Source organism: Comamonas endophytica, from assembly GCF_023634805.2.
GTDB classification, from domain to species: Bacteria; Pseudomonadota; Gammaproteobacteria; order Burkholderiales; family Burkholderiaceae_C; genus Comamonas; species Comamonas endophytica.
In genome coordinates this window covers 1767865-1785662 of record NZ_CP106881.1, presented here as the reverse complement: position 1 = coordinate 1785662, position 17798 = coordinate 1767865, and the positions used below count along the sequence as shown (strand labels likewise).

The 17798-nt window shown below is 68.5% G+C and carries 16 protein-coding genes; 2 read left to right on the top strand and 14 right to left on the bottom strand.

The window, feature by feature from the left end; all coding sequences use genetic code 11:
• Window positions 1-2: 2 nt before the first annotated feature.
• From M9799_RS08065 to atzD, 7 genes are all read right to left on the bottom strand, one after another.
• The gene (locus M9799_RS08065; protein ID WP_231042952.1) at window positions 3-716 is read right to left on the bottom strand and encodes a 3'-5' exonuclease; all 714 of its coding nucleotides are present in this window, start codon (window positions 714-716) and stop codon (window positions 3-5) included.
• A gap of 126 nt (window positions 717-842) precedes the next feature.
• Window positions 843-1265, bottom strand: a complete 423-nt coding sequence (locus tag M9799_RS08060; RefSeq protein ID WP_231042953.1) for a universal stress protein — start codon at window positions 1263-1265, stop codon at window positions 843-845.
• A 128-nt stretch (window positions 1266-1393) separates the two neighbouring features.
• Window positions 1394-2248 carry a metallophosphoesterase gene (locus M9799_RS08055; RefSeq protein ID WP_231042954.1) on the bottom strand — a complete coding sequence of 285 codons (855 nt, stop codon included), beginning with the start codon at window positions 2246-2248 and terminating at the stop codon, window positions 1394-1396.
• 109 nt (window positions 2249-2357) lie between these two features.
• Complete coding sequence (gene hpxZ, locus M9799_RS08050; RefSeq protein WP_231043241.1) at window positions 2358-2744, bottom strand: oxalurate catabolism protein HpxZ; 387 nt, start codon at window positions 2742-2744, stop codon at window positions 2358-2360.
• A gap of 8 nt (window positions 2745-2752) precedes the next feature.
• Window positions 2753-4126 (bottom strand): AtzE family amidohydrolase, encoded by a 1374-nt coding sequence (locus M9799_RS08045; RefSeq protein WP_231042955.1) that lies wholly within the window; start codon window positions 4124-4126, stop codon window positions 2753-2755.
• Window positions 4123-4335, bottom strand: a complete 213-nt coding sequence (locus tag M9799_RS08040) for a DUF4089 domain-containing protein (RefSeq protein ID WP_231042956.1) — start codon at window positions 4333-4335, stop codon at window positions 4123-4125. Before M9799_RS08040 ends, M9799_RS08045 begins: the two co-directional genes overlap by 4 nt.
• A gap of 22 nt (window positions 4336-4357) precedes the next feature.
• The gene (gene atzD / locus M9799_RS08035) at window positions 4358-5449 is read right to left on the bottom strand and encodes a cyanuric acid amidohydrolase (RefSeq protein WP_231042957.1); all 1092 of its coding nucleotides are present in this window, start codon (window positions 5447-5449) and stop codon (window positions 4358-4360) included.
• 146 nt (window positions 5450-5595) lie between these two features.
• Between atzD and M9799_RS08030 the strand changes: the two genes are divergently transcribed.
• Entirely contained in the window at window positions 5596-6531 is a 936-nt protein-coding gene (locus M9799_RS08030) for a LysR family transcriptional regulator (RefSeq protein ID WP_250621334.1), read from the top strand.
• Window positions 6532-6538: 7 nt separating this feature from the next.
• Here the strand turns inward: M9799_RS08030 and M9799_RS08025 are convergent, their stop codons facing one another.
• Entirely contained in the window at window positions 6539-7501 is a 963-nt protein-coding gene (locus tag M9799_RS08025; RefSeq protein WP_231042959.1) for a LysR family transcriptional regulator, read from the bottom strand.
• 130 nt (window positions 7502-7631) lie between these two features.
• On the opposite strand from M9799_RS08025, the gene M9799_RS08020 reads away from it, so the two are divergent.
• The gene (locus tag M9799_RS08020; RefSeq protein ID WP_231042960.1) at window positions 7632-7952 is read left to right on the top strand and encodes a hypothetical protein; all 321 of its coding nucleotides are present in this window, start codon (window positions 7632-7634) and stop codon (window positions 7950-7952) included.
• Window positions 7953-8460: 508 nt separating this feature from the next.
• On the opposite strand, the gene M9799_RS08015 is transcribed toward M9799_RS08020, so the two are convergent.
• From M9799_RS08015 to recQ, 6 genes are all read right to left on the bottom strand, one after another.
• On the bottom strand, window positions 8461-10326 hold the full coding sequence (locus M9799_RS08015) for a phosphoenolpyruvate carboxykinase (GTP) (protein ID WP_231042961.1): 1866 nt from the start codon (window positions 10324-10326) through the stop codon (window positions 8461-8463).
• 296 nt (window positions 10327-10622) lie between these two features.
• Window positions 10623-10769: a hypothetical protein gene (locus tag M9799_RS08010; RefSeq protein ID WP_231042962.1), complete on the bottom strand. Its 147-nt coding sequence runs from the start codon at window positions 10767-10769 to the stop codon at window positions 10623-10625.
• A gap of 94 nt (window positions 10770-10863) precedes the next feature.
• Window positions 10864-12063 carry a threonine ammonia-lyase gene (locus M9799_RS08005; RefSeq protein WP_231042963.1) on the bottom strand — a complete coding sequence of 400 codons (1200 nt, stop codon included), beginning with the start codon at window positions 12061-12063 and terminating at the stop codon, window positions 10864-10866.
• A gap of 404 nt (window positions 12064-12467) precedes the next feature.
• Window positions 12468-14042 carry an acyl-CoA dehydrogenase family protein gene (locus tag M9799_RS08000; RefSeq protein WP_231042964.1) on the bottom strand — a complete coding sequence of 525 codons (1575 nt, stop codon included), beginning with the start codon at window positions 14040-14042 and terminating at the stop codon, window positions 12468-12470.
• 130 nt (window positions 14043-14172) lie between these two features.
• Window positions 14173-15840 (bottom strand): acyl-CoA dehydrogenase family protein, encoded by a 1668-nt coding sequence (locus M9799_RS07995; RefSeq protein WP_231042965.1) that lies wholly within the window; start codon window positions 15838-15840, stop codon window positions 14173-14175.
• Between the two features lie 71 nt (window positions 15841-15911).
• On the bottom strand, window positions 15912-17771 hold the full coding sequence (gene recQ, locus M9799_RS07990) for a DNA helicase RecQ (RefSeq protein WP_231042966.1): 1860 nt from the start codon (window positions 17769-17771) through the stop codon (window positions 15912-15914).
• Between the last annotated feature and the right edge of the window lie 27 nt (window positions 17772-17798).

Sequence of the window (17798 nt, the reverse complement as noted above, 5' to 3'; positions counted from 1 at the left end):
GGTCACGGGAGGGAGGGGCCTATTATGGGCCGAGCCGGATCAACCGCCGCATCCTGGGGAAGAAGCTCGCCATCGCGGCCGAACAGGTCACGGGTCAGCGGGTACTGCGCCGCCTGTTGCGCCAGCAGGCGCGCCATCTGGCCCTTGGGGCAGCGCTGCAGCGTCGACAGCACGCCATGCCCGGTCTGGCCGAGGCCCCAGCGCAGCCGCAGGTCGTGCTGCATGCGCGCCAGCAGGCTCGCGGCCATCTCCGCATCCGCCAGCGCACGGTGGGCGCGCCCGGCGCGCGGCAGGCCCAGGTGGTCGACGATATTGCCCAGCTTGTGGCTGGGCGCCTCGGGGTACAGCCGCCGCGACAGCAGCACGGTGCAGGCAAAGGGCTGCGGCGCCTGAAGGCCCGCTTGGGCCAGTTCGGCCTCCCAGAACCTGCGGTCGAATGCGGCGTTGTGCGCCACCATCGGCGCGGCGCCGACAAAGCGCGCGGCATCGCGCATCACCTCCTCGGCCGCCGGCGCCGCGGCCACCATCGCATTGGTGATGCCCGTGAGCCGGGTGATGAACGGGGGAATCCACACCCCGGTGCGCATCAGACTCTGGAACCGGTCCACGACCTGGCCGTCCTCGAGCAGCACGATCGCCACCTCGGTGGCACGGGCGCCCTGGCCGGGGGTCATGCCGGTGGTTTCGAAGTCGATGACGGCGATGGGGGAGGACATGGGGGGATTGTCCCATGGGGGCCAAACCGGCTTCTTTGCGTGGTTGAACCCGCTTCGAGCGCAAAAAAAGGCCGGAGACAGGCTCCGGCCTTGCTTTCTGGCCTGCAGCAGGCCAAGAGCGGGCGCTTAGCGCACCAGCAGCACCGGCACGGTGCTGTGCGCCAGCACCTGGGTGCTGACCGAGCCCATCACCAGCTTGCCCAAAGCGCCGTGGCCGTGGGTGCCCATGACCAGCAGGTCGTACTGGCCATCTTCGGCTATCTTGGCGATGGTCTCGCCCACCGGGCCGACGCTGGCCATGCCGTTGGCCTGCACGCCGTGCTGCGCCAGGAAGTCGCGCACCGGGTTCAGGATCTTGTCGGCTTCCTCGCGGTAATACAGTTCGAGGTCTTCCTTGGACAGCACGCTGCGGGCGCGGGGAGGCAGCGCGCCTTCCACCGTCAAGGCCGTGTACTGGTGCGTGGGCGCCAGCAGCTCGGCGTGCGAGACCAGGTAGCTGAGCATCTTCTGGGTGTAGGCGCTGCCGTCGACAGCAAGCAATATCTTCATAGGTTCCTCCTGATGTTTTGGATCGGATTGGTGCCAGCAGAAGTTGCGCGTCTTGATGTAGGTCGTGTTTTTTGGAGACCGCAGCCAGCAAGCCGCCCGGCGCGCGGGGCGCGCGGGCGGTAAGGCCATCATAAGTCGATGCAGGCGCGCGGCCGGAAAAAAGCCTGTTCGCCCTTGCGCGCATAGCCCAGCGGATTGGCCACGACCCGGCACTGCCAGGGCTGGCCGTCGGCGCGCGCGCCGCGCACGGTGTAGTCGCTGGGCGCATGCAGATGGCCGTGCAGCCACAGCTGCGCCTGGGCAAACAGATCATCCAAAGCGTTGCAGAAACCCGCCGTGCCCGGAATCAGCCCATAGCGCGGATCGGCACTGTGCAGGCTGGGCGCGAAATGCGTCACGGCCACGGTGGGGCCGTCGAAGGCTTGGGCCAGCGCTTCGCGCAGCCATTGCTGGCATTGCAGCGCCTGCGCGCGCATGGGCTCGGCCAGGAAGGCCTCGCCATGGCGCGTGCCGCCGGTCTTGCGCAGGTAGAAATTGGCCGCGCGGAAGGCCTTCTCGCGCAGGCGCAGCAGCGCGCCCAGGTCGCCGGCCTGCACCTTGGCGTCCTGCAGCGCGATCGCGTCGTAGTCGGTCCACAGCGTGGTGCCCACGAAGCGCACGCCGTCCAGCACCACGCTCTCGCGCTCCAGCCAGATCAGGCCCAGCCGGTCGCAGGCCTCGCGCAGGCGCGCATGCGCGGCGTCGAAGTCCTGCATGTCGTATTCGTGGTTGCCGGGCACGAAGATCACCGGGCAGGGCCAGCCGGCATGCTGCGGCAGCGGCGAAAAGCGCGCCAGGCCGAAGTCCTCCTCGGTCAGCTTGCCGCCCTGCTGGTAGGAGCCGATATCGCCGGCCAGCACCAGCACATCGGCGCCGGGCGCGGGCTCGGCCTGGAAACTGGGATCGGCTTCGAGGTGCAGGTCGGAAAGCAGCTGGATCTTCATGGCGGCGGCACGGATTCACCTTGGGTTGGGGCCGCCTATGTTGGCACAGTCCAGGCCAGGGTGCAGGGCATCGCGCGCAGGGCAGGCGCCGACAGCGCCGCAATGGCCCTCAGGCAGCCGGCGGGGCCAGCAGGCTGACATGCGCCGCCACCACGCGCCAGCCTTCGGGCATGCGCAGCCAGGTCTGGCTCTGGCGGCCGGTGCTGGCGCTGCCGGTGCGGCGGAACTCGATATTGGCCGTGGCGCAGTCCCGTCCATAGGTCGTGATGACCGTCTTCAGCACTTCGCGCTCCAGTCCGCTCGAGGGCCGACCGGCGCGGAAGCCGGCGATGGCCTCGTAGCCATACAGGTTCTCGGTCGCGCCATAGCGCAGCGTGTGCGGGCTTTGCCAGAACAGCTCGTCGAGCACGGACACGTCGTTGGATGTCAGCGCCCGTTCGTAGCGCGCGAACGCGGCCGTCACCTCGGCCAGGACATCGGGAAGGTTGATCTGCATCGGTTCCATCATTGCTCCATGCGGGCCGTGCCCGCTTCCTCCAGAATGCGCGCGGCGCGCAGGCACAGCGCCTCGTTCCACGGCGCGGCGATGAGCTGCACGCCGATCGGCATGCCGCCCGTGCCTTCGGGCCACAGGGGCGCGGCCACCACCGGGCAGCCGGCAAAGGAGATGGGCTGCGTCAGCAGGCCCATGGCCGGGCGGCAGAGGTGGGACGTGCCATTGATCTCTATCCATTCGCTGCCGATGGTCGGGGCGCTGACCGGCGTGGCCGGCGCGATCAGCACATCCCAGTCCTGGAACAGCGCGTTGACCTTGTCGCGGTAGGCGCGCCGAAAGCGCTGCGCGCGCAGGTACCAGTCCGCCGGCTGCAGCAGGCCCGAGATGAAGCGGTCCACCGACAGGGGCTCGAAATCCTGCGGACGGCTGCGCAGATCGTCCAGATGCAGGCTGCCGCCCTCGCTGGCCGTGACGATGAATGCCGCGGCGCGCGCGAGAGCCGCATCCGGCCACAGCACCTCGTCATGCGCTCCCAACGTGCGTGCGGCCAGGTCCACCGCGGCACGCGCCGGGGCGCTGGCGAAATCGCGGAAGTACCCGCCCAGCACGCCGATGCGCAGGCCGCCCGCACCCTGCCGCAGGCTGGGCAGCGCGGCCTGCACGCGCAGCGCATGGCAGCCCGGATCGAGCGCATCGGGCCCCTGCATCGCGTCATAGGCCAGCGCCAGGCCCTGCACGCTGTCCGCGATCGGGCCGAGATGGTCGATGCTGTGCACGAAGGGATAGGTGCCACGGCGCGAAAGCCGCCCGAAGGTGGGCTTGAGCCCCCAGGCGCCGCACAGCGACGCGGGCACGCGGATCGAGCCGTTGGTGTCGGAGCCCAGCGTCAGCGGCACCTGGCGCGCCGCCACCGCGGCCCCGGAGCCGCCCGAGGAGCCGCCGGCGATGCGCGTGGTGTCGCGCGGATTGCGCGTCGGGCCGTAGTGCGTGTTCTCGGTCGTGAAACCGTAGGCGTACTCGTCCATGTTGAGCGCGCCGACCAGCACCGCGCCGGCCGACTGCAGGCGCTGCACCAGCACCGCATCCTCATGCGCCGCGGGCAGCCCCTGGTTGACCTTGGAGCCGGCCAGGGTCGTGAGGCCTTCGATGTCGAAGAGATTCTTCACGGCATAGGGCAGGCCGGCCAGCGGCGGCAGGGATTCGCCGCGCGCGCGGCGCGCATCCACGGCATCGGCCTCGGCGCGCGCGCGTTCGGCCGTGATCTCGGTGAAGGCATTGATGGCGCCATCGCTGGCCTCGATATGCGCCAGGGCTTCGTCGCACACCTCGCGGGCGCTGCGTTCGCCGGTGGCAACTGCGCGCAGGATGGTGGTCGTATTCATGCCTGTGCCTCCTTGACGGGAAAGGGCGCCGGGCAGTAGATCTCGGCCAGCTCGTCTTCGGGCGCCAGCTGCGCCTGCTCCAGCAGCCGGGCCATCGCCACGGTGCGGCCGAAATGCTGCGCGACGGCGGCCGCGCGCTGCGCATCCAGCGTCAGGCCCAGCGCCGGCGCCGCGGCTTTCACGTAGGTGAGGATTTCCTGTTCTTCCATGTCTGGTGCTCCCTGTGATGCGTCAGGCGCGGGCGATGATGGCGACCGGGCCGCCACCGGCCGGCCCCTGGTGCTCGGCGCCGCCGGAAACGTAGACCATGCCGTGTCCGACCACCGAGGCGACGACGGCGCCCGTCACGGCGCGCGCGTGGCGCGTCGAGTTGATGTCCGAATCGACCAGCATGGTGTGGCGCATGCCGCGCACCAGCCCGTCGGGACTGGCTTCGGCCTTACAGAAGACATTCACGATGCGCTCGAGCCCTTCGGCGCCCTCCAGGCCCAGGGCCTGCAGCGTGCGCTGCACGGCCTGCGCATCGATGGCGTCGGCCATCACGTCGTGGGCGATGACCAGCTCGCTGGTGGCCCGGGCGCTCATGCCGATGGCGATGACGACGTTGTGCTCCACCTCGATGCCGGCGGATGCCGAGGCCACGCCCGAGGACAGGCTCCAGTCGTGCAGCACGGCTTCGTCGGCGAGGGCCGCCGCATCCGCCTCGCCGGTGGCCAGCGCAATGCCCAGCGCGCTGGCGCCGCGCGAGTAGCCCATCGATTCATAGGTGTCGGCCGTGACCGGCTCGCAGCCGCGCGCGCGCGCTTCGGCGATCTTGGCGGAGGTCAGCAGCGGGCATTTCACCTGCACGAAATGCAGGTCCCCGGTGGACTCGATGCCCGCGTCGCGCATCGCCTGGCGCACCGCGTCGGCGGTCTCCTCGATCTGCGCGCGGCGGCCGATTTCCTCGGGCAGGAAGTCGCGCGTGAAGGCAATGCCCAGAGTCAGCCGCTTGGCGCCGGCGACAGGCGTGCCCTGCGCCGGGCGCCGCGCGAAGACCGTGTGGTGCGGCGACAGCACGCCCTCGGTGCCACCCGACATGACAAAGGCCACGCGCTGTTCCACTTCGGCGGGCGAAAGCTGCAGGTGCCGGCCCAGGCAGGCCGCCAGCGAGCTGGTGGCGTACTCGCGCGTGTAATCGTTGACGCAGCCGTTGCCCTCGGTCTTGCCCATGACCGCGACGATGTCGCTCGCGGCCACCCGGCCCGAGGCGATCAGCGCCTCGAGGCCGGAGATGTCGCCCGGGCTGCGGCTGGGAATGCGGATGACGTCGACGTGATGCATGTTCGTTGGTCTTTCATTGGTCGAGGGGCTGGAGCGGTGCCCGTTGCCGTCTTGTATGCAAGCGCCATGCCATCCAGCGCTCTCGACCGAGGCCTTTTTGCACCCCGTGCGCTGCCGTTCTGGCATCGGTCTTGCAGTGCATGCGCATGCAACACCTGCGCTTTCTTCACTATGTCGATGCCGTCGCGCGCTGCGGCTCCATCCGCGGCGCCGCCGAGAAGCTCCATGTCGCCTCCTCCGCCATCAACCGGCGCATCCAGGACCTCGAGGAGGAGCTGGGCACGCCGATCTTCGAGCGGTTGCCGCGCGGCGTGCGCCTGACGCCGGCCGGCGAGCTGTTCATTGGCTATGCGCGCCGGCGCAAGGCCGATCTGGAGCAGGTGCGCTCGCAGATCGAGGAGCTCGGCGGCGTGCGGCGCGGCCGCGTCACGCTGGCCGCCAGCCAGGCGCTGGCGCCCGCCTTCCTGCCGCAGGCCATCCACGAGTTCCAGACGCTGCGGCCGGGCATTGCCTTCGACGTCAAGGTGCTCGACCGGGAACGGGCCGTCGATGCCGTCACCGACTTCGAGGCCGATCTGGGGCTGATCTTCAATCCCCCCGAACTGCGCGGCCTGACGGTGCTGGCACAGGCGCGCCAGCGCACCTGCGCGATGGTGGCGCCGGACCATCCCCTGGCAGGGCGCGCGAGCGTGCGGCTCAAGGATTGCCTGGCCTATCCCCTGGCCCTGCCGGACGGCAGCCTGTCGGGGCGCGGCGTGCTGGAGGATCTGTTCGAGCAATCCCCGGAGCAGCCGCATCCTCCGCTGGTGTCCAACTCCTACGAGATGATGCGCGGCTATGCGCGCGAGGCCGGCGGCGTGAGTTTCCAGATCGAGATCGGGGCCGGCCCTTCGGCGGGGGCCGTCGCCATCCCCATCGACGAGCGCCGGCTGCCGGCCGGCAGGCTGGTGCTGGTGGCGCTGCGCGAACGGGTGCTGGCGACGGCCGCAGCGGCATTCGCGGAGTTCGTCTCCGGCAAGCTTCGGGAAGCGGGCCAGATCGGGGAGTGGGCAACCAACTTGGTGCAGCGCGCACCAGAGTGAGACCGGCCTAGGGCGCGCGCGGGAAAGTGGCCTGCGCGGCGCGGAACAGCGCCTGCAGCAGCCATCCGCCGGCGTTGGCCTGCGGCCCGCGGTGGCGCCACAGCGCATCGACATGTACCGGCGGCACGCTGAACGGCAGCTCGCGCAGCGCCAGCGAGTGCGCCATGCCGGTCACGGGCACGAAGTGCCGCGGCAGGATGGTCAGCAGGTCGGATTGCACCACCACGCGCCCGGCGGTGAAGAACTGGTTCACCGTCAGCACCACCTGGCGCTTGCGGCCCAGCGAGGCCAGTGCTTCGTCGATGAAGCCGAACGAGCGCCCGGAAAAGCTCACCAGCATGTGGCGCGCCGCGCAGTAGTTGTCCAGCGTGAGCGGCACCTCGGCCAGCGGGTGGCCTTCGCGCATCACGCAGATATAGGCACTGGCATACAGCCGGCGGCTCTCGAAGCCGACGGCGTCGCCCGATTGCTCGCGCGCCGTGAGATCGGCCAGCACCGCGGGGAAGTAGCCCACGGCAATATCGGCCTCGCCATCTTCGAGCAGCTGGCGCGGATCGCGCGTCGTGAGCGGCAGCACCCGCAGCGTGATGCCGGGCGCCTCGCGTTCCATGATCGCATAGAGCGCCGGCACCAGCGTCGAGGCCGTGGCGTCGGCCATGGCCAGAACGAAGGTGGTGTTGGCGGTGGCCGGATCGAAAGGGTCGGGTGCCAGCGTCTGCTGCAGCTGATTCAGCGCGCCGCGCACCGCGGGCCAGAGCGCGAGCGCGCGCGGCGTGGGCTGCACGCCCTGGCCCTGGCGCACCAGCAATTCGTCGTCCAGCGCCTCGCGCAGGCGGCGCATGGCGTTGCTCACGGCGGGCTGGGTCAGTGCCAGCTTGTGGGCGGCGCGCGTCAGGCTGCGCTCGGCCATGACTTCGTCGAAGACCCGCAGCAGGTTCAGGTCGAGATGCTGGAAGCTGCGCGGCGTCATGGCGGCAATACATCACTCATATGAATGATATTAATTCAAAAGATAAATTTGAAGTTACCTGGGGTAAACCCTATGATTACTGCATTGCCCGGCAATTTCGCCACAAGCGTCTGTAACAAGGGTTTCCATCATGACCAGTTCCGTAGATTCCAGCTCCTCCTTTGAACACAACGGCATCCTGCGCGTGCAGCGCGCGGCCGTGTTCCTGCAGGCCACCGCCGCCGACCTGACGGGTTCGCAGCGCCTGCCGCTGATGGCTGGGTTGCGCGCTGGTCTGCGCCTGCTGTCTGCTGCGTCGCGCCGTACCAGCATTACGCTGCGTGCGGGTTACCGCGGCTGGGTGCAAAGCCGCAGGCAGGCGGCTGAGGACGAGCGGACCTGGAATGCGGCGCTCAAGGATGCGCGCATGATGGCGGATCTGAGCCGGGCGATGCAGAATCAGAGTCGTTGAGTATTACTGGATCCCGGGGCTTTGATGCTCCATTGAAAGCCGCTGCCCAGAAGGTTGCGGCTTTTTTGTTTTTCGACCGGTCCACAGGGGTGCTGCCCGTCCATGGTTCGACAAGCTCGCGACGAACGGTATTGGGAGGCGCGTCGCGAACGGTTTCCTATCCGTTCGTCCCGAGCTTGTCGAAGGATGACGGGCCTGCGCTCAAGTCTTGAAGATAGGCCTTTAGTGGTTCGATCCTTCGGCAGGTTCAGGATCACCACGAACGGTTTTGAGAGGCTCATTGCGAACGTTTTTAGTGAAGCTGGCCACAAACGGTTTCAATACCCGTTCGTCCTGAGCCTGTCGAAGGATGACGGGCCTGTACTCAAGTCTTGAGGACAGGCCGTCCATGGTTCGACAGGCTCACCACGAACGGTTTGGGTCAGTGCACGTCTTTGGAAATAAAAAAGCCCTGCAGAGCAGGGCTTGAGCCAGAAAGCAGGCACCCTGCTTCCTGAAGCATGCGAACTCAATCCGCCAGACGCTTTTCCAGATCCGCACGCGTCGCCAGCAGTTCCTTCGGCAGCTTGTCCGCCAGCTGAGTGAACAGGGCGTCGTGCAGTTCCAGTTCGGCTTGCCAGGCGTCCTTGTCGATGCGGGTCACGGTGTCGAACTGGGTGGCGTTGAAGTCCAGGCCGTTCCAGTTGATTTCGGCGTAGGCCGGGCTCACGCCGAGCATGTTGTCCACGCCTTGCGCCTGGCCTTCGATGCGGTCGATCATCCACTTGAGGACGCGCATGTTCTCGCCATAGCCGGGCCAGACGAACTTGCCGGCTTCGTCCTTGCGGAACCAGTTGGTCGTGTACAGGTGGGGCAGCTTGGCGCCCGTGGCTTCGAGCTTGGCGCCGATGTCGAGCCAGTGCTGGAAGTACTGGCTCATGTTGTAGCCCATGAAGGGCAGCATGGCGAACGGATCGCGGCGCACCACGCCCTGGGCGCCGAAGGCGGCGGCGGTGGTTTCGGAGCCCATGGTCGCGGCCATGTAGACGCCTTCGGCCCAGGTGCGGGCTTCGGTGACCAGGGGCACGGTGGTCGAGCGGCGGCCGCCGAACAGGAAGGCGTCGATCTTCACGCCGGCCGGGTCGTCCCAGGCAGGGTCGAGCGCGGGGTTGTTGGTCGCGGCCACGGTGAAGCGGGCGTTGGGGTGCGCGGCCTTGGCGCCGGTTTCGCGCGCGATCTGCGGCGTCCAGTCCTTGCCCTGCCAGTCGATCAAGTGCTCGGGCAGGCTGCCGGTGTCCTTTTCCATGCCTTCCCACCAGACGTCGCCGTCATCGGTCAGCGCGACGTTCGTGAAGATCACGTTCCTGTCGAGGCTGGCCATGCAGTTCGGGTTGGTGTGGTAGTTGGTGCCCGGAGCCACGCCGAAATAGCCGGCTTCGGGGTTGATGGCGCGCAGCGAGCCGTCGGCCTGGGGCTTGATCCAGGCGATGTCGTCGCCGATGGTCGTGACCTTCCAGCCGTCGAACGCGGCCGGCGGCACCAGCATGGAGAAATTGGTCTTGCCGCAGGCCGAGGGGAACGCGGCTGCGACGTGGTACTTGGTGCCGTCGGGCTTGGCCACGCCCAGGATCAGCATGTGCTCGGCCAGCCAGCCCTGGTCGCGGCCCATGGTCGAGGCGATGCGCAGCGCGAAGCACTTCTTGCCCAGCAGCGCGTTGCCGCCATAGCCCGAGCCGTACGACCAGATCTCGCGCGTCTCGGGGTAGTGCACGATGTACTTGGTCTTGTTGCAGGGCCAGCTCGTGGTGTCCTTCTCTCCCTCGGCGAGGGGCGCGCCCACGGTGTGCACGCAGGGCACGAACTCGCCTTCGGCGCCGATGACGTCGTACACGGCCTTGCCCATGCGCGTCATGATCTTCATGTTGACGGCAACATAGGCGCTGTCGGAGAGCTCTACGCCGACATGGGCGATCGGCGAGCCCAGCGGGCCCATCGAGAAGGGCACGACGTACATCGTGCGGCCGGCCATGCAGCCGTCGAACAGCGGCTGCAGCGTGGCGCGCATCTCATTCGGCGCCATCCAGTTGTTGGTCGGGCCGGCATCGGCCTGGTTCTGGCTGCAGATGTAGGTGCGGTCCTCGACGCGCGCCACGTCGGACGGGTCGGACCAGGCCAGGAAGCTGCCGGGGCGCTTCGAGGGGTTCAGCGGCTTGAAGGTGCCGGCGGCGACGAGCTGCTCGCACAGCGCGTCGTACTCTTCCTGCGAGCCGTCGCACCAGTGGATGTGGGCCGGCTTGCACAGCGCGGCCATTTCGGCGACCCAGGCGATCAGCCGGGCGTTCTTGACATAGGAAGGCGCCTGGATGTCCAGGGCTTGCAGTGCGGGTGCGTTCATCACGGAGAGCTTTCTAATTGAAAAAACGTTTTTTCAAAGGCAGTGCAGCACTGCGGCAGCCTTTGAGAAAACAGGTTTTTTCAGCCTTCGAAGCCACGCCGGATGGCGCGCGGACCCAGCGGAAAAATCACCGGGAAGCCGCCATTCTAGGTAGCCGCCGCATTTTTGTGTCATCAATTGGTCAAAAAACTATGCAATATAAGTATCAATATATGCGGAGCATGATTGAAGGATGCGCAAAAAACAGGCAAAAAAAAGCCCCGTGGCCGGGGCTTCGAGCAGGGAATGAAGTGGCTTCAGGCCAGATAGACAGCGATGAAAGCCAGCAGCAGCATCATGACCGCACCCACCAGCGGCAGCACGATCGGGATATATCGCACCACGGCCTCGGTGGTATCGATGGTCGGCTCGTCGGCCGCATTGGGCGGGGCAGGGTGGGTCATCGGAGGGCTCCCGTGTTGGTCTGCAATGCCGTTATTTTAAGCAGCGCCCATCCAAGCCGCGCATGGGGTAAGCCATGAGGCTGCGCGGCAATGCTCAGGCACGCTGCGCTTCCATGCCCTGCGCGCGCAGGCGCTCGAGCACCTGCTCGACATGCAGCTGGTTGCGCGTCTGCAGCACGCATTCGATCTCGACGTTCTGCGCCGCCAGCAGCGTGAACGCGCGCTGGTGGTGCACCTCCTCGATGTTGGCGCCGGCGTCGGCGACGGTGGCGGTGATGCGCGCCAGCACCCCGGGCACGTCGCGCGCGCTCACGCGGATGCGCGCCAGCCTTCCCGAGCGCACCATGCCGCGCTCGATGATCGCCGCCAGCAGCAGCGGATCGATATTGCCGCCCGACAGCACCAACCCGACCTTCCTGCCGGCAAAGCGCGCACCATGGCGCAGCATGGCTGCCAGGCCCGCGGCGCCCGCGCCCTCGACCAGGGTCTTCTCGATTTCCAGCAGCATCAGCACCGCCTGCTCGATATCGCCTTCATCGACCAGCAGCAGGTCATCGACCAGCTCGCGCACGATGTCCTGCGTCAGCACGCCGGGCGTGGCCACGGCAATGCCCTCGGCAATGGTCGACTGGCCCATCGGCAGCTCACGGCCCTGGATGGCGTTGACCATGGAGGGAAAGCGCTGGGTCTGCACGCCGATGATCTCGATGCCGGGCCTGAGGGCCTTCGCGGCCGTGGCCACGCCAGCGATCAGGCCGCCGCCGCCCACCGCGATCACCAGCATGTCCAGATCGGGCTGGGCCTGCAGCATCTCCAGCGCCAGCGTGCCCTGGCCCGCGGCCACGGCTTCGTCGTCATAGGGGTGCACGAACACCAGCCCCTGGGATTGCGCCAGCTCGCGCGCATGGGCGCGGGCCTCGTCGAGCGTATCGCCATGCAGCACCACCTCGGCGCCGAAGCCGCGCGTGCGCTCCACTTTGACATCGGGCGTGAAGCGCGGCATGACGATGACCGCGCGCAGCCCCAGGCGCTGCGCATGGTAGGCCACGCCCTGGGCATGGTTGCCGGCGCTCATGGCAATGACGCCGCGCGCGCTTTCCTCGGGCGTGAGCTGGGCCAGCTTGTTGCAGGCGCCGCGCTCCTTGAAGGAGGCCGTGAACTGCAGGTTCTCGAACTTGAGGAACACCTGCGCGCCGACGATCTGCGACAGCGTGCGCGATTCCACGCAGGGGGTTTCAAGGATATGGCCGCGCAGCCGCTCCGCCGCGCGCTCGATGTCTTGGAGGCTGATCATGGCGCATTGTGGGTGCAGATGAAAGCCTGAAGGGGGCGTGCTGGTTATGGCGGAGGCGGGATGCCGATCACTCTTATGGCAAACCGTTCGTCCTGAGCCTGCCTGGGCGGCCCCGTCGAAGGATGGACGGCCTGCGCTCGAAACATGAGGGCAGGCCGTCCATGGTTCGACAGGCTCACCACGAACGGTTTCCGCCTGCGCCAAGCGCAGTCGAATGGTCCCTGCTTGGACAGCCGCCTCTACTCCGGCAACGCCCTTTGAGCCTGCCTGGGCAGCCCCGTCGAAGGATGGACGGCCTGCGCTCGAAACATGAGGGCAGGCCGTCCATGGTTCGACAGGCTCACCACGAACGGTTTCCGCCTGCGCCAAGCGCAGTCGAATGGTCCCTGCGTGGATAGCCGCCTCTACTCCGGCAGCGCCCGCTTCAACAGCAGATCCACATTCATCTGCCGCGTATCCAGCGCCCCCAGCACGCGTCCTGCGCCGGCGTGGCCCAGGCGGGTGGTGATGAAGGCCTGCGACACGGCCGGCGGCGCGTCGCGGTGCAGCAGGCAGGCCTGCACGGTGAGCACCAGGCGCTGCACCAGCATGCGCGCCATGGCCTGCTGCTCGGCCGGGGGCTGGGCCAGCATGGCGCGCAGGGCATGCAGATGCGCGAGGATGCGCGCATCGCTCCTGGCGATGCTCTCGAGCGCCTCGAACAGCAGCTTGGTCACGGGGCGCTGGCGGTCGAGGGCGTGCAGCGCCTGCAGGCACAGCGCATTGCCCATACCCTCGCCGCGGCCCTGCGCGGGTGCTGCCAGGAACAGCCGTGCCAGGGCCCGGCCCTGGGGGCTTTCCAGCGCGCCCTGGGAGCCAGCCCATTCCATGGTTTCGGCGGTGATCTCCATGGCGCGGCGGCCGATCCAGAACTGCGCCGCGGGTGCCATGACCTGCTGGAAGGCGCGGTCGATCACCGGCAGCGTGTCGTCGTCGGAGTCGTCGCAGCGCTCGTAGGCCTGGGCCAGGCGCATGGCCAGCACCAACGCGGCCTCGCTTTCGATCGCCATGTCGACCAGCACGCTGCCGAGCAGCGGCTGGCCCTGCAGCTGGGTCAGCCGGCGCGCCTGTGCCAGCGACTGCACCAGCGCCTGGCGCAGCAGCGCGCAGCTGGCGAGCGTGTGGCCCAGCCGCACGACGCTCTGCGCCGTATGCAGGCTGGCCTGGCCCTGGCCTTCCTCGCCCAGCAGATAGCCGCTGGCGGCATCGAGCTGGAGTTCGGCGGCGATATGGGTGCCCAGCGCGTTGGGCTGAGGCTGGACCACCACACCGTTGCGCTGGCCGTCCTCGCGCCAGCGCGGCACGAAAAAGCAGCTGGGTCCTTGCGCCGTCTGGGCGCACAGCAGATGTGCGTCGCTGTCGGGCGTGGCCAGCCCGGGGCTGCTGCCGCTGAGCAGGTACTGCCGGCCCCAGGCGCCCATGCCCACGGGCATGGCCTGGAGCTGCGGCGGCACCGCGCGCAGCGGCTGCGTGGGCTGCACGGCACTGGCATCGAGGCCCATCCAGAGCGCGGATTTCTCGCCGATCGGCAGGTCGCGCGGGTCGTCCTCGGGATTGCGCAGCGGCGGGCCGAGCCGGGCCCAGAGCGCGGACTCCTTGCGCAGCACGGCCAGCGATGCGGAGGTCAGCAGCAGCGGGTCGACGCTGTCGGGGGCGAACTGGCTGTGCAGGTACAGGCCCGCGGCCCAGACGCTCCAGCGCCCGGGCGTGTCTTCGGTCAACGCCTGGGACACCAGCCCCTGGCGCCGGCCCAGCGCGCGCTGCGCCTGCCAGGCCGGATGGTCGTGGGCGGCGGCCGCCGGCGGCTGTGCCCGGGCAAGCCGGTCGGCATAGGCGTCGAGCTCGTCCTGGACCGATCCCAGATTGGCGCGCCGCAGCGCATCCTCCAGGGGGGCATCGTAGGTGATGGACGACTTTGCCGGTTGCAGGACGGTGGACATGGTGTCTCCTGGGCGCGTTGTTGTAGGGGAATGCCGGAATCGGCTGCCCGCATAGACGCAGTATCGCGAGGGCGCAACGCACGCGTTGTCGGAGAGCTTCGCCGTTCGCGCAGTGATTTTGTAATCAGGTTTAACCGGGAAAGGCGCGCTGCAGGATGGGGTCGATATCCTGGTTCGCGGGATCGAGGGTGCCGACGACCCAGCCCCCGCATTGCGCGCCCAGGCGCGTGGCGATGAACGCCTCGGCCGTGGCCCGGGGCGCAGCATGCAGCAGCAGCCCGGCCTGGGCCAGCAGCACCAGCCGCTGCGCCAGCAGCCGGCCCTGGCCTTCGAGCTGGGCGGGGGGCAGTTGCAGTTGCTGGGCCAGCGCCTGCGCCGCCTCGCGCAGCGGCGGCTCGCCAGCGCCCAGCGCCAGCAGGTCGTGCAGCAGCGCGCGCGCCAGCTCGGGTTCGCGCGCGATGGCGCGCAGCACGTCCAGGCACATCACGTTGCCCGAGCCTTCCCAGATGGAATTCACCGGCGCCTCGCGCAGCAGCCGCGCCAGCAGGCTGTCATCCACATAGCCGTTGCCGCCAAACACCTCCAGGGCCTCGGCCGAGAGTTCCACGGCCCGCTTGCAGACCCAGAACTTGGCGGCCGGCGTCATGATGCGCTTCCAGGCGCGCTGCACCGGCGTGTCGTCTTCCTCGAAGGCCTGGGCCAGGCGCATCGACAGCGCCAGCGCGGCCTCGCTTTCCAGCGCCAGGTCGGCCAGCACCGCGCGCATCATCGGATGTGCGGCCAGCGGCTTGCCGAAGGCCATGCGCCGGCGCGCATAGGCCAGCGCCTGCACCGTGGCCGAGCGCAGGATGCCGGCGCTGCCGAGCACGCAGTTCAGGCGCGTGTGGCCGGCCATCTCCAAGATCGTCGCGATGCCGCGCCCTTCCTCGCCCAGCAGCAGACCCCAGGCATCCTCATACTCGACTTCGCTGCTGGCATTGCTGCGGTTGCCCAGCTTGTTCTTCAGGCGCTGCAGGCGCACCGCGTTGCGGCTGCCGTCGGGCCGCCAGCGCGGCACGAAAAAGCACGCTGGCGGCCCGCCCTCGCCCAGCCGCGCGACGACCAGATGCGCATCGGCCATCGGCGCCGAAAGGAACCACTTGTGGCCGCGCAGCAGGTATTCGCCGCCCCTGCCCGCACTCGCGCCGGCGCCCAGCGGCACGGCCTGGGTGGTGTTGCTGCGCACGTCGGAGCCGCCCTGCTTCTCGGTCATTCCCATGCCGATCCACAGCGATTGCTTTTGCGCCAGCGGCACGTCGCGCGGGTCGTAGGCATCGCTGTAGAGCCCGGCCTGCAGCTGCTGCCACAAAGCGGGTTCCTTGCGCAGCACCGGAATGCTGGCCAGGGTCATGGTGCCGGGGCACAGGCTGCCCTGCTCGACCTGGGCATGCAGATAGAAGCCCGCGGCCCAGGCGCTCCAGCGGCCGGGGCGCGGATCGCGAAACGGCAGGCTGGCCAGGCCCTGGCTGCGGAACAGCCGCTGCAGTTCATGCCAGCTGGGGTGATATTCGACCTGATCGATGCGCCGCCCGCGGGCATCGAAGCGCTGCAGTTCGGGCACATGCCGGTTGGCCTGCGCGGCCAGCGCCCAGCTGCCGGCGCTGCCCAGCCGTTGCGCATACTGCGCCAGCTGCGGCAGGCACCAGCCGGCGCCGCCGCGTGCGATCGCTTCCTGCAGCGCGGCATCGGTGGCCAGCGGGTCGAAATCGGTCAGCTCGTCGAACTGGTTGCTGACCTCATGGGTGGCAAAGGCATGCATGGCGGGACCTCCATGCAACCAGTCTAGGAGGCACCGCCCGGCACCGCTGTGCGGCTTGATGCTGAAAGCGCCTACTGCGCCATCTGGCACACGCGCAGCACCTCTGCCCCATAGGCGTCGAACTTCTTCGCCCCCATTCCGGGGATGCCGCTCAGGTCGTCCAGCGCTGCCGGATTGCGCTCGGCGATGGCCGCCAGCGTGGCATCGTGGAAGATCACATAGGCCGGCAGGTTGTGCTCGCGCGCCACCTCGGCGCGCCAGGCCTTGAGGTTGATGAAGCGCACCTGCGCGTCGGGGCCGAGGTTGAGCGCGGCAACATTGGCCGCTGGCGCCCGGCGCGTGCGCTTGGGCGCGCTGGCGGTGGCCTCGCGCAGCATCACCGGGGCGTCGCCGCGCAGCACGGCGCGCGAGCCCGGCGTGAGGGCCAGCGTATCGAAGCTGTGGCCGCTGTCGCTGGTGACCTTGTGCAGGCCCAAAGCCCCCGTGGCCAGCAGCTGGCGCAGCACGCCGCGCAGCTGGGCCTCGGAGTACTGCGCGCCCAGGCCGAAGGTCGACAGGCCCTGGTGCCCGAACTGGCGCACCTTCTCCGTGTCCTTGCCGCGCAGCACGTCCATGATGTGGCCGGTGCCGAAAGTCAGCTGGCTGGCCTCGTGCACGCGGTAGATGGTCGACAGCAGCTTGCGCGCGGCATCGGTGCCGTCCCAGACGGCCGGCGGCTGCAGGCAGTTGTCGCAATTGCCGCAGGGTGTCGATGCCTCGCCGAAATAGCCCAGCAGCCGCTGGCGCCGGCAGTCGGTGGCCTCGGCCAGCGCCAGCAGCGCATCGAGCTTGCCGCGCATCACCTGCTTGAAGCTTTCCTCGGCCGGGCTTTCGTCGATCATGCGGCGCTGGTTGACGACGTCATTCAGGCCGTAGGCCATCCAGGCATGCGCGGGCAGGCCGTCGCGGCCGGCGCGGCCGGTTTCCTGGTAGTAGCCCTCGATGTTCTTGGGCATGTCCACATGGGCCACGAAGCGCACGTCGGGCTTGTCGATGCCCATGCCGAAGGCGATCGTCGCGCACATGACGATGCCTTCCTCGCGCAGGAAGCGGTTCTGGTGGTGCTGGCGCGTGTCGGCCGGCAGGCCCGCGTGGTAGGGCAGTGCGGCAATGCCGGCGTTCTGCAGCGTCTGCGCCAGCTCCTCGACGCGCTTGCGCGACTGGCAATAGACCACGCCGGCCTCGCCCGCATGCTCGGTCTGGATGAAGCGCTGCAGCTGCGCCGTGGCATCCTTCTTCTCGACGATGGTGTAGCGGATGTTGGGCCGGTCGAAGCTGCTGACGAACTGCTGCGCCTGTTCGAGCTGCAGCCGCTCGACGATGTCGGCGCGCGTGAGCGCATCGGCGGTCGCGGTGAGCGCGATGCGCGGCACGCCCGCGTAGCGCTCGTGCAGCACCGTGAGCGCGCGGTATTCGGGGCGGAAGTCATGGCCCCACTGGCTCACGCAGTGCGCCTCGTCGATGGCGAACAGCGACAGCTGGCCGGCCTCGTAGAGGCTGTCGAGCAGACCCAGGAAGCGCGGCGTGTTCAGCCGCTCGGGCGCCGCGTAGAGCAGCGTGATGTCGCCGGTCTGCAGCCGCAGCTCGACCTCCTGCGTTTCCTCGTACGACAGCGTGGAGTTCAGGAACGCCGCATCCACACCGGCTTCATGCAGCGCGCCCACCTGGTCGTGCATCAGGGCGATCAGCGGCGAGACCACGATCGCCACGCCGTGTCCCTGCTGCTGGCGCACGATGGCCGGCACCTGGTAGCACAGGCTCTTGCCGCCGCCCGTGGGCATCAGGACCAGCGCGTCGCCGCCAGCGATCACATGGCTGACGATCGCCGCCTGCGGGCCACGGAACTGGTCGTAGCCAAAAACTTCTTGCAATACGGACTGCGCGGTGGACAAGCGGATACTCTCGAGAAAACTGCGGGG